The sequence below is a fragment of the Thalassospira indica genome (genome assembly GCF_003403095.1).
Taxonomy (GTDB): domain Bacteria; phylum Pseudomonadota; class Alphaproteobacteria; order Rhodospirillales; family Thalassospiraceae; genus Thalassospira; species Thalassospira indica.
Map to the genome: position 1 here is coordinate 1,436,492 of NZ_CP031555.1, position 12,494 is coordinate 1,448,985.

At 54.9% G+C, this 12,494-nt stretch carries 10 protein-coding genes; 8 read left to right on the top strand and 2 right to left on the bottom strand.

Annotated features, from left to right (window positions below; all coding sequences use genetic code 11):
• Positions 1–67: 67 nt before the first annotated feature.
• The 3 genes from DY252_RS06740 (at position 68) to ppdK (ending at position 5,761) form a co-directional block, all read left to right on the top strand.
• Complete coding sequence (locus tag DY252_RS06740) at positions 68–958, top strand: glycine--tRNA ligase subunit alpha (protein WP_064789384.1); 891 nt, start codon at positions 68–70, stop codon at positions 956–958.
• A 3-nt stretch (positions 959–961) separates the two neighbouring features.
• Positions 962–3,025, top strand: a complete 2,064-nt coding sequence (gene glyS / locus DY252_RS06745; RefSeq protein ID WP_064789383.1) for a glycine--tRNA ligase subunit beta — start codon at positions 962–964, stop codon at positions 3,023–3,025.
• A gap of 75 nt (positions 3,026–3,100) precedes the next feature.
• On the top strand, positions 3,101–5,761 hold the full coding sequence (gene ppdK / locus DY252_RS06750; RefSeq protein ID WP_064789382.1) for a pyruvate, phosphate dikinase: 2,661 nt from the start codon (positions 3,101–3,103) through the stop codon (positions 5,759–5,761).
• 62 nt (positions 5,762–5,823) lie between these two features.
• Here the strand turns inward: ppdK and DY252_RS06755 are convergent, their stop codons facing one another.
• Both DY252_RS06755 and ygfZ read right to left on the bottom strand, forming a co-directional pair.
• Positions 5,824–6,501, bottom strand: a complete 678-nt coding sequence (locus DY252_RS06755) for a hypothetical protein (RefSeq protein ID WP_064789381.1) — start codon at positions 6,499–6,501, stop codon at positions 5,824–5,826.
• A 126-nt stretch (positions 6,502–6,627) separates the two neighbouring features.
• A complete protein-coding gene (gene ygfZ / locus DY252_RS06760) occupies positions 6,628–7,542 on the bottom strand; it encodes a CAF17-like 4Fe-4S cluster assembly/insertion protein YgfZ (RefSeq protein WP_064789380.1) in 915 nt (304 codons plus the stop codon).
• A 149-nt stretch (positions 7,543–7,691) separates the two neighbouring features.
• Here ygfZ and DY252_RS06765 point away from each other — a divergent pair, with 149 nt between their 5' ends.
• From DY252_RS06765 to DY252_RS06785, 5 genes are all read left to right on the top strand, one after another.
• Complete coding sequence (locus DY252_RS06765) at positions 7,692–8,732, top strand: glycosyltransferase (protein ID WP_064789379.1); 1,041 nt, start codon at positions 7,692–7,694, stop codon at positions 8,730–8,732.
• A gap of 3 nt (positions 8,733–8,735) precedes the next feature.
• Entirely contained in the window at positions 8,736–9,689 is a 954-nt protein-coding gene (locus DY252_RS06770) for a glycosyltransferase family 9 protein (RefSeq protein WP_064789378.1), read from the top strand.
• 155 nt (positions 9,690–9,844) lie between these two features.
• Positions 9,845–11,617 carry an asparagine synthase (glutamine-hydrolyzing) gene (asnB, locus tag DY252_RS06775; protein ID WP_064789377.1) on the top strand — a complete coding sequence of 591 codons (1,773 nt, stop codon included), beginning with the start codon at positions 9,845–9,847 and terminating at the stop codon, positions 11,615–11,617.
• A 91-nt stretch (positions 11,618–11,708) separates the two neighbouring features.
• Positions 11,709–12,017, top strand: a complete 309-nt coding sequence (locus DY252_RS06780; protein ID WP_064789376.1) for a hypothetical protein — start codon at positions 11,709–11,711, stop codon at positions 12,015–12,017.
• A gap of 15 nt (positions 12,018–12,032) precedes the next feature.
• Positions 12,033–12,413 (top strand): YkvA family protein, encoded by a 381-nt coding sequence (locus DY252_RS06785; protein ID WP_231959743.1) that lies wholly within the window; start codon positions 12,033–12,035, stop codon positions 12,411–12,413.
• Positions 12,414–12,494: the final 81 nt, after the last annotated feature.

Sequence of the window (12,494 nt, forward strand, 5' to 3'; positions counted from 1 at the left end):
CGCGCGGGGGCAGGGCGGTAGCTTGCCGCCTTAAATTCATAGACAACAGTAATAGAGAGTTCGCGCCATGGCGCTCGACGGGTCGCAACGTCCCCCTTCATTCCAGGAAATCATTCTTCGACTGCAAAGCTATTGGGCCGATCAGGGGTGTGTCATCCTGCAGCCTTATGACTTGGAAGTCGGTGCCGGTACCTTCCACACCGCGACGACCCTGCGTGCGCTTGGCCCGGAAACCTGGAATGCAGCCTATGTGCAGCCATCCCGTCGCCCGACCGATGGTCGTTACGGCGAGAACCCCAACCGTCTGCAGCACTATTACCAGTTCCAGGTGCTGATGAAGCCGTCACCGGCCAATTCACAGGATCTGTATCTTGGCTCGCTGAAACATCTGGGCATTGACCCGATGGCCCATGACATCCGCTTTGTCGAGGATGACTGGGAAAGCCCGACGCTGGGCGCATGGGGCCTTGGCTGGGAAGTGTGGCTTGACGGTATGGAAGTCACCCAGTTCACTTATTTCCAGCAGGTCGGTGGTTTTGAATGCAACCCGGTCCCGGTAGAGCTGACCTATGGTCTGGAACGTCTGGCGATGTATATCCAGGGTGTCGAAAACGTCTACGATCTCGATTACAACGGTGCAGGCGTGACCTATGGCGACGTGTTCCTTCAGAATGAAAAAGAACAGTCGACCTATAACTTTGAAGTCGCAAACACCGACATGCTGTTCCAGCACTTCAAGGATGCACAGGCCGAATGTGCGGTGAATATCGAACGTGGTCTGGCTCTGCCGGCCTATGAGCAGGCCATGAAGGCGTCCCATCTGTTTAACCTCCTTGATGCGCGCGGCGTGATTTCCGTGACCGAACGTGCGGCCTATATCGGCCGTGTTCGTGACATGTCGAAATCCTGCTGTGAAGCGTGGCTGCGGTCGCGTGGACATCTGAACGAGGAGGCATAAGTCATGGCCGAATTACTTCTTGAACTGTTCTCCGAAGAAATCCCGGCTCGCATGCAGGCGCGTGCCGCCGAAGACCTGACCAAACTGGTCACCGATGGCCTGAAGTCCGCCGACCTTGGCTTTGACAAGGTCGAAGCACTGGTGACCCCGCGTCGCCTTACCCTGATTGTCGATGGTCTGCCGGAAAAACAGCCTGACCTGCGCGAAGAACGCCGTGGCCCGCGTGCCGATGCACCGGAAAAGGCCATCAATGGCTTTCTTGCGGGCAATGGTGTGACCCTTGATCAGTGCGAAAAACGCGAAACGCCCAAGGGCGTCTTCCTGTTTGCTATTGTCGAACAGAAAGGCCGTGCTGCGTCCGAGGTCATCAAGGACATCATCGAAGATGCGATGAACAAACTGCCCTGGCCGAAATCCATGCGCTGGGCAGATCAGAAAATCCGTTGGGTGCGCCAGCTCGACCGCATTCTTTGCTTGTTTGATGGCAAGGTCATCCCGGTTACCTATGGTCCGGTCACCGCAGGCGATACGACCCGTGGCCATCGTTTTCTGGCCCCGGCTGAATTCAGCGTATCGAACGCGGCCGAGTACAAGGAAAAGCTCCGCGCTGCCAAGGTCATGCTTGACCGCGAAGAACGCAAGCAGGTCATCCTTGAGGGCGCGAAAAAACTGGCAGCGTCCGAGGGCTTTGAACTTCTGGAAGACAATGGTCTGCTGGAAGAAGTCTGTGGTCTGGTTGAATGGCCGGTTCCGGTCATGGGCAAGGTTGATGACCAGTTCATGGATATCCCGCGCGAGGTTCTTGAAACCTCCATGCGTGAACATCAGAAATATTTCGTGGTCGAAGACAAGGCTGGCAAGCTTGCCGCGCGCTTTATCACGGTTTCAAACATGATCACCGCAGACAACAACGCCAAAATCATCGCCGGGAACGAGCGTGTTTTGCGCGCACGTCTGCATGATGCCAAGTTCTTCTGGGATCAGGATCGGAAAGTGACGCTGCAATCGCGTCTGCCGAAACTTGATAACATCGTCTTCCACGCCAAGCTTGGCTCGCTGGCAGAGCGCGTCTTGCGCCTGCGCGGTCTGGCGCGTGAAGTATCTGCGGAAATTCCGGGGTGTGACGTCAAACTGGCCGACCGCGCCGCAGAAATCGGCAAAGCCGATCTGGTGTCGCAGATGGTGTTTGAATTCACCGAACTGCAAGGACTGATGGGGAAATACTACGCCGAAAATGACGGCGAAGCCCCGGAAGTCGCCAATGCCATTGCCGAGCATTATGCACCGGCCGGTCCATCGGACATGTGCCCGACCGCACCGGTTTCGGTGGCGCTCGCCTTGGCTGAGAAAGTTGATACCCTTGCCGGGTTCTTTGCGATTGATGAAAAGCCGACCGGTTCAAAAGACCCGTTTGCTTTGCGTCGTGCGGCACTGGGTGTCATTCGTCTGGTTCTGGAAAACGGATTGCGCTTGCCGCTGCGGCGTCTGTTTGCATTCGCTGTTTCCCAGTACCCGGCAAATATTCGTCGTGACGAGGCGGTTGAAGACCTTCTGGCCTTCTTTGCAGACCGCCTGAAAGTCCATCTGCGTGAACAGGGTGTGCGCCATGATCTGGTGTCGGCCGTGTTTGCACTGGATGGCGAGGACGATCTTGTCCGCCTGTTGGCCCGTGTTGAAGCGCTTTCCGATTTTGTCTCTGGCGAAAGCGGCGTCAACCTGATGGCCGGATACAAGCGTGCGTCAAACATCCTGCGCATCGAAGAGAAAAAGGACGGTACGTCCTATAAAGCGGACGTTTCCGCCGATCTTCTGAGCCTGGAAGAAGAACGCAAGTTGTATGAGGCGCTCATTGATGTCCGGCACAAGGCCTTGCCACTTCTGCGTGACGAGGACTATGCCGCGGCAATGACCGAATTTGCGCGGTTGCGTGAACCGGTCGATGCATTCTTCGAAAAGGTTACGGTCAATAGCGACAATGCTGACGAACGTGCCAACCGCTTGAAGCTGTTGGCACAAATTCGCACAGCGTTGCACGATATTGCCGACTTCTCGAAAATCGAATCATAAAACAGGTCAAGGTTGCGGGGCTTTCCCCATCCGGGGAGGCCCATCGGGGCCTCGACCAGATGAGGAAAAGGCAAGATGACCAAATGGGTTTACGGTTTCGGTGGCGGTAGCGCCGAGGGCCGTTCGGATATGCGTGAACTTCTGGGCGGCAAGGGGGCCAACCTTGCCGAGATGTGCAATCTCGGACTTCCTGTCCCGCCCGGCTTTACCATTACAACCGAAGTCTGCACGGCATTTTATGACAATGACCGCGCCTATCCCGATGGTCTGAATGCCGAGGTCGAAACCGCACTGGCATCTGTTGAAAAGCATGTTGGTCGCAAGTTTGGCGATGCCAAGGACCCGCTTCTTGTCTCTGTCCGTTCCGGCGCCCGGGCCTCCATGCCCGGCATGATGGACACGGTGCTTAACCTCGGCCTCAATGACGAGACGGTTGAAGGTTTGGCAACAGTGTCGGGCGATCGTCGGTTTGCCTATGACAGCTACCGCCGTTTCATTCAGATGTATGGCGACGTCGTGCTGGGCGTTGATCACTATCACTTCGAAGACATCCTTGAGACCGTCAAGGAAGACAAGGGTGTCAGCCTTGATACCGACATGGGCGCAGACGATTGGGCCGAAGTCGTCGAGGCATTCAAGAAAAAAGTCAAAACCGAACTCGGTGAACCCTTCCCGCAAGATCCGCGCGAACAGCTGTGGGGCGCCATCGGTGCCGTGTTTGGCAGCTGGATGAATGCGCGTGCCAACACCTATCGTCGTTTGCACAACATCCCGGCCAGCTGGGGCACGGCGGTCAACGTGCAGGCGATGGTCTTTGGCAATATGGGTGATGACTGTGCTACTGGCGTTTGCTTCTCGCGCAACCCGTCGACCGGCGAAGACCGGTTCTATGGCGAATACCTGATCAATGCGCAGGGCGAAGACGTGGTTGCCGGTATCCGCACACCGGCCCCGCTGACGGAGATTGAAAAACAGGAATCCGGTTCGGACCTGATTTCGATGGAAGCCGCCATGCCGGTCGTTTTCAAGGAACTTTGCGATATCCGCGAGAAGCTTGAATCCCATTACCGTGACATGCAGGACATGGAATTCACCGTTGAGTCCGGTAAGCTTTACATGCTCCAGACCCGTGCGGGTAAACGCACGGCGAAGGCCGCATTGCGGATCGCAGTTGAAATGTGCCGCGATGGCGTGATTTCCCAGGAAGACGCGATCAGACGCGTCGATCCCGCACAGCTTGATCAGCTGCTGCATCCGACCCTTGATCCCGAAGCAGATCGCAAGGTCGTTGGTATGGGCCTTCCGGCGTCGCCCGGCGCGGCATCCGGCCAGATCGTCTTTTCTGCCGAGGCCGCCGAAGAATGGGCGGGCAAAGGCCGTAAGGTTGTACTGGTGCGTATCGAAACCAGCCCCGAAGATATCGCCGGCATGCACGCCGCCCAGGGTATTTTGACATCACGCGGTGGCATGACCAGCCACGCAGCCGTGGTTGCACGTGGCATGGGTACGCCATGTGTTTGCGGTGCAGGTGCGGTTAAGATCGATTATGCCAACAAAACCATGATGTCTGGCGGCGTGACCCTGAAAGAAGGGGACGTCATCACCCTTGACGGTGCCACGGGCGAAGTCATGCTGGGGGAAGTTGCGACCCTGAAGCCCGATCTTTCGGGTGATTTCTCGCAGCTGATGGAATGGGCCGATGCCTTGCGTCGCCTTAAAATCCGCACCAACGCCGAAACCCCGGAAGAAGCCGAAACCGCACGTGGTTTCGGGGCAGAGGGCATTGGTCTTTGCCGTACAGAACACATGTTCTTTGATCCGGAACGCATTGTCTCGATGCGCGAAATGATCCTGGCCGAAACCGAGAAGGGCCGTCGTGCCGCACTGGCAAAGCTACTACCCTATCAGCGTCAGGACTTTATCGACCTGTTCCGCATCATGAAGGGGCTTCCGGTTACCATTCGTTTGCTCGATCCGCCGCTTCATGAATTCCTGCCGCATGGTGATGCCGAAATCGCTGATGTGGCCAAGGCTGCCGGTGTGTCGGAGGCCATCGTCAAGCGCCGCTTGCTTGATCTTGCCGAAGCCAACCCGATGCTGGGTCATCGCGGGTGTCGTTTGGGCATCAGCTATCCGGAAATTTATGAAATGCAGGCCCGCGCCATTTTCGAAGCCGCGATCGAGGTTTCCAAAGACGGTGGCGATCCGGTCATTCCGGAAATCATGATCCCGCTGATTGTCGGCAAGAAGGAACTCGAAATCCTCAAAGCCGCGATCATCAATATCGCCGCCCAAGTCGAAGACGAAAAAGGTGCCAAACTGAAATATCTGGTCGGCACCATGATCGAATTGCCGCGTGCAGCACTGCGGGCGGGTGAAATCGCCGAAGAAGCCGAATTCTTCAGCTTTGGCACCAACGACCTCACCCAGACCACGTTTGGTCTGTCACGCGATGACGCATCGCGCTTCCTTGATACTTATATCTCCAAGGATATTTTTGCCGGTGATCCTTTCGTATCACTCGATCAGGAAGGGGTTGGCGAACTGGTCAGCATTGCCGCCGAACGCGGTCGTGCGACCCGTGGCGACATCAAGCTTGGCATTTGTGGTGAACATGGTGGCGATCCGGCATCCATCGCGTTTTGCGAGGCACAAGGACTGGATTACGTCTCATGCTCCCCGTATCGCGTGCCGATTGCGCGCCTTGCCGCTGCACAGGCTGTGCTTGGCAAGTAATCGCCGCAATTGAAATCGATTTGTGAATGAAGATAACGACGGCAACGGGCATCCCGTTGCCGTTATTTTTTGCCTGACGGTGATGATGGATCGTTACGCTGGGCATGGTGTTTCATCACCAGCATTCCGCCAACCGATAGTCCAAGAAGCAGCAAGATGATGCCGCCAATCTTGAAAAGCTTCTCGTAAAGAAGGCGGTTGTGATACTCCGCCTCGCGCATTTCAGTCAGATGCGTAATCAAGGCATCAAGCTGCGGACGATAACGTTCTTCGGGTGCAAGCGTACTTTCATAGCGCACGGCACGCAGCAACATGTTGAGCCGTTCAACCGCATCGAGGTAGTTTTCCTCGGTCATGCGGGCCTGTTCGATTGTGGGTCGGAGTGCCGGTTTTTCATTCGGTCCAAGAAAGTGGCCCGGATAGTCCTTTAGATCAGGCCAATGATTGTCCAGGCAGTCGCGAACATTGGTGACGATGGCGCCACACGGTACGATCTTCTGCGGATAAAATCGAAGCAGCGTACCAAGCGCCATCTGTTTGATCTGATGACCCTTGCGGTTATAGGCCTCGGTGATTGTGGCCATTTCCTTTTCGGCCTCGGCAATCGACATATCGGAAACAGGCACGTCACTGAGGCCCGGGGCAGCTTGCTGTGCCACGGCCATAGCAGGCATCATGGCAAGCACGCAAAGCGCGGCCATCAAGCCCCGGATGGAAAGGACCCTGTTCCACAGTTTCATCGCAGTTCCCGAGTTTGCTTTTCTTCTAACATAGGGGCTTTTGCGGCATTGCAACAGGTTTTAACGAAAACGGGCCCCGCAAGGCGGGACCCGTTCGAAACATAAATTTGACTTTGGTGGCTGATATCAGGCTGCATTTTCCGGCAACTGAACCCAATCGGGAATAGAAACCGTGATCTTTGCGTCGCCTGCGCTGAGCTCTGCATCGCCCTCAACCCGCTCAAGCCGGATCATTGCCAGCCCATGGTCACCATGGACAGATCGAATGATCCCGGCTTCCTTGTCGCCATTCATGATCGGCGTGCCGGCATCCGGTGACGGGCCGTCAATTTTGACGGGCAACAGACGTTTGCGCACAAGACCGCGATATTTGGTCCGGGCGGTAAGCTCCTGACCCATATAGCAGCCCTTCTTGAAATCGACACCGCCAAGCTCTTCAAAGCCATTTTCAAGCAGGATGGATTTCTCGATTTCCAGTTCCTCGCTACCATTGGGAATACCAAGCGAGACGCGCATCTGGTGGTAGGTTTCGATATCGCTTTCCTCGGCACCGATGGCCGCCATTTCGGTCAGCGCATTTTTCGGCAGAAGAACACGTGCGCCCATTTCGGCAAGACGCGGATCAACCGCCTTGATGCCGTCTGCCATATGTGCGGTCGCACCGGGTGTTGCATCCAGCGACAGGGCGGAAAGCGCATCCTTGCCAAAGACGGCAATGACGTCGTAGCTGTCGGTGACATCTGTCAGTTCGGCCTTGGCGCGCAGTTTGTATATGCGAAGTTTCTTGAACAGTTCGGCCGCACGCTCGCCATTCTCGCCGCGCTCGCATTCAATCAGCAGACTGTCTTCATCCTGATGATAGACAAAGAAATCAAACAGGAACTTGCCCTGTGGCGTCAAAAGCGCGCCATAGCCGGATTTCTCGGCCGAAATGGTTTCGATATTGTTTGATACCAGCCCTTGCAGAAAGCTGACCCGGTCCGGGCCGCTGACACGGATCACGGCGCGATCCGGCAAAAGGGCGTAAAAGGTCTCACTCATGATATTTATGGCTCCGGTAAATCGGAATTGTTTGGGCGAAATGTGGGGCAATCACACAAATTTCGCAAGACCTGTCTGTGCGGAGGCAGGGTGGGTAAGCTATAAGAAAACCCTTCATAAAACGCCGTCGAACGGATAGAACCAAACTCATGAAAATCTTGATGCTTGATCACTCCATCGGCTTTGATCCCAAGGATCGCGAAGCCCGTCCGCTCGGAACATGCCAGCGCGCTTTCATTGCGTTGGCTGAGTCCCTTGTTGCCCGTGGTCACAAGGTCGAAGCGCGCCGCAATGGCGGCATTGACAAGGATATGCACGGCGTTGCCTGGCGACAGCTTGATGCCGAGCTGCCGCCCTTTGGCGGTGATGCGGTCAATACCGTGATTGTCTGGCGTGATCCGGCGTTGCTGAGCCACGCTTCGGTGCCCGAGGGTGCGACTGTGGCGCTTTGGTTCGATGGCGATCCGGCGCGACTGAATGCCGATGATGTGCGTCTGGTTCTGCAGGAAAAGAAAGTTCAGGTCATCTTTACCGATGATGCGCAGGCAAAGGCATTCGATGCCGACCTTGCCAAAAAGCCGATCGTGGTCAAACCGGGTGCGACAACATCCTTTGTCATGGCATCGAACATGCACTGGGCATTTGAATCGCGTGATGAACTGGCAGTAACGGTCGCCAATAGCTCCACCGGGATTGCCCAGATCATTCGCATCTGGGAAACCTATGTCGCGCCCAAGGCGCCGAACGCGATCCTCGAAGTCTATGCCTATGACCTGTTTAGCGCCATGGCAGGCGATAATGACAGCGTGTCGGGCGACCTGCTTGATATGGTGCGATCGGCCATCGACAAGGGGGTTCGGGTCCATCACCCGAAACCAGAGGCCGACATGGCCGAAACCGTTGCCAATGCGCGTGCGTTCCTGCATCACGGCAAGTACGGCACGGATCATGTCGGGCAGTGGATTGTCGATGCACTGGGCGCTGCAACGCCAGTTGTGTCCTATGGCGGGATTGCCAAAAGCCGGGTTGAGGATGGCAAGACGGGCTACATCGTTCCGGACGAGGCCGCGTTTGGAAATATCACGTCTCAGCTTCTGACCGACCGGTTCTTCTTTGCCAGCCAATCCGAAGCCGCACGCAATGATCGCCGCGAATGGATCCATGTCGCTGGCGAGTTGGAGAAACTGTAAGCCGTGCGCCTGCTGTTCATTACCTCAAACCGCCTCGGCGATGCGGTCCTTTCGACATCGGTTTTGCGCCATTATGTCGAAACCTATCCCGGTATCCGTGTGACGGTCGCCTGCGGCCCGGTTGCCGCTCCGATTTTCGAAGGTGTTCCAAACCTCGAACGCATCATCAAAATGCCAAAGCAAAAACGCGGCGGCCATTGGTGGAAACTCTGGAAATCGGTTGTCCTGAACTGGTGGGACATCATCGTTGACCTGCGCGGCAGTGCGACAGCATATGTGTTGCTGGGCAAGACGCGGGTGGTGTTGCCGGGTAATGATGATGATTTGCACCGTGTTCAGCAGATGGCGCGCCTTATCGGTTTAACTAAGCCTCTTTGTCCCAAAATCTGGGTAGGGAAAGAGCACAGGGAGCGTGCAAAAAGTCTATTGCCATCGGATGACCTAAAAGCAGTGCTCGCAATTGGTCCTACTGCGAACTGGGGAGGGAAAACGTGGCCGATCGAGAACTTCAAGCAGTTGGTCGCGCGTCTGACATCTACAGATGGTTTGTTTCCCGATGCACATGTTGTCGTTTTAGGAGCCCCTGCAGAGCGGGAAATAGCTGCTTCCCTGATTGAAGAGCTTCCGGAAAGCAGAAGAACTCTAATATTTGGAAACGAGAGCTTGTTAACCGTTCAGGCCTGTCTGGAAAAAGCCGACGCCTATATCGGCAATGATTCAGGTTTGATGCATATGGCTGCTGCATCGGGCACATTCACGTTGGGATTGTTTGGCCCATCGCGACCTGAAAACTATGCACCGTACGGATTAGACACGGCTTTTGTTTGCACTGATAAGAGTTACGACGAAATCATCGCCGACGGGATTGATTGGAAATCTCAGAAATGTTTGATGACAGATCTCTCTGTTGAGAAAGTTATTCAGGAAATTTATAAGCGTTTTGAACAGAAAGACTGATAGTTCAATAGTGTTTTTCGGGGGGGTATAATGAGAGTTGCGATCGTTTCAGGTACTGACGACACCATTACTCAGTCCAATTATCTTTATCCAGATTTTGAGGTGGAAAACTTCTGACTGCTGTTCCGAAACGAGTATAAAGCCACGGTGCTGATATGGGCGACCTAGCAGGATACATCGCAAAGAACTGCTATAATGTTGATCATCGCATAATTGATCGATTGCAGGAGGCGTTAAGCCATAGAGGCCGGGATGCTGACGGGCGCTATATCAAAGGCCCCGTCGGTTTCATCCAGACACGCTTGGCAATTATCGATCTCAATACTGGTGACCAGCCACTTTACCACGAAAATGGTAGTGCTTTGATCGCCAACGGTGAGATTTACAATTATCTCGAGCTCAGAAAAAATCTGGGTGAACAGGGCTTTAGAACCCATTCAGACAGCGAAACCGCACTTCGCATATTTGCGCGCGATGGTATTGGTGGGTTTGATCAGCTGCGTGGCATGTATGCAATTGCCATTCATGATGTGGTCGATAATCAGGTTGTTCTGTGTCGCGATCCGTTTGGTATCAAGCAGATATACTACGTTGAAACCCCCGAATATTTCGCATTCGCGTCCGAAGCGCAGGCATTGGTTGCTGCCGGACTTGTCGGACGGGAAGTACGCGAGGATGCCCGGTCCGAGTTGCTTCAGGTGCAATTCACCACCGGGACGGACATGATCCTTGATGGGATCAAACGACTGCAGCCCGGTGAAACCATCGTTTTGAAAAACGGACGGATTGTCGAGCGCCGGCGTCGTCAGGTTCTCAGTGATGCAGGTGCGACCGGGAATAATCTCGAAAGTGCGCTTTATGAGTGGGACCGGGTGTTCGAGGAGTCGGTTCGGCTGCATCAAAGATCTGATGTCGATTATGCCATGTTCCTGTCGGGCGGGGTCGATAGTGCGTCCTTACTTGGTATGATGCACCGGCTTAATGAGAGACCGGTAACGGCCTATACTGCGGCGTTTGAAGCCAGCAGCGTACATGATGAACGCGAACTCTCCCGAGAGGTCGCCAAGGCGTGCAACGCAAACCATATCGAAGTGATGTTTTCCGAAAATGACTTCTGGACGCTATTGCCGGAGGTGGCCGCGCGAATGGATGATCCGGCAGCGGATTATGCCATTTTGCCGACCTACAAGCTTGCCAAGGAAGCCGCGCGCGATTTCAAGGTTGTGCTGTCGGGCGAGGGCGGTGACGAGCTCTTTGGTGGCTACGGTCGGTACCGGTCGGTCATGCGCCCCTTTTTGCTCGGCGGTCGTGTGATGCGCTCCAAGGGGACGTTTGACAAGATTGATGTCTTGCGGCCCGGTGTGCTGGAGGGGTGGCGCGATGGCATTGCGGCTTCGGAAAGTCGCGAAAGCCGCGGGAAACGGTCGCGTCTGGCGATTGCTCAGGCCGTGGATTGCGCCGACTGGTTACCCAATGATTTGTTGCTCAAGCTTGATCGAATGCTGATGGCGCACGGCCTTGAAGGGCGGACACCGTTCCTTGATCCGGTTGTCGCCGAGTTCGCCTACCAACTTCCCGACCGTCTCAAGGTCAGAAAGGGTGTTGGTAAATTCCTGTTGCGCAGTTGGCTCGAACGCTGTCTACCGATGGCAAAGCCGTTTGCCAGGAAGCGCGGCTTCACGGTTCCGGTTTCAGAATGGATTGCAGCGCGCGGCAAGGAGTTGGGGCCGCTGGTCGCCCGGCAGGCAGGCATTATCGAGATCGCAGATGCCGACAGGGTGGAAAAACTTTTCAACACTCCGGGCAAACGTGAAGGTGCGGCTTGTTGGCATTTGCTGTTCTATGCGCTTTGGCATCAGGCGAATGTTCTCGGGCATGCACCTTGCCCGGACGTTTTCGAAACACTCGCCAGTTTTCAAAAAAGTTAAGAGGTCTTAACTTTTACGGGAACAAATTACTCGCTCCGGCATTTCTTAATTGCAAATAACAATTAACAGATATGCTGTTGGGACATGAGTGATGCTGTATCTTGATAAACTGGCGATGTTGGCGGTTCTTGGTTTTGCATTGTTGCTGGCATGGATGACTGTACCGCCGAATGATTTACACGCGAAATCGATTAAGGCGCTGCCCTTGAAAGAAAGTGCGACACTGGGCGCGACATATGAATTCAAGCTCCCGACCACTGTCTATGCCAAATGTACGATTGATTGCGGATCAATCGGGGTTGATGTGCCTGAGCAAGCGACCAGTGCCGAGCAGCGTGAAAAGTTTGCACGCGCAATGCGGATTGCTTACTCTGCCTATGTCACGCCACTGCATCGTTGAAACGGGTAACTGCCTTTGAGAAAAGCTTCGGTCTGGATGATCGCACCCAACCTGTTGCGCACTTTAATTCGCAAAGATGTGGCACTGAAATCCAAGCTTCTTTTACTGACCGGTCTGGTCTATCTGGTCAGTCCTGTTGATTTCCTGCCCGATGTTTTGGTCGGGATTGGCTGGCTGGATGATCTTGTGATCGTGCCTTTGTTGGGATGGTTGTCCTTTCGAAGCCTGCCTGACGATGTGCAACGCGAAGTCATCCAGGACGACCTAGGAAAACAGTCCGGGTCGCGTCGCTTGTTTGTCTATCTCGGTATTCTGGCGATTGTGGTCATCGCTGTTGCGGTGATGGGGGGTATGGATACTTCCCTTGATCCCGCAAGCATTCCCGCGGCTGATTAATCAATCCGTCTTGTCGGATGTAACCTGCGTGTTTGACGCACGGTGGTGGGCACCATACTCTTGATCGATCATCCAAACAGA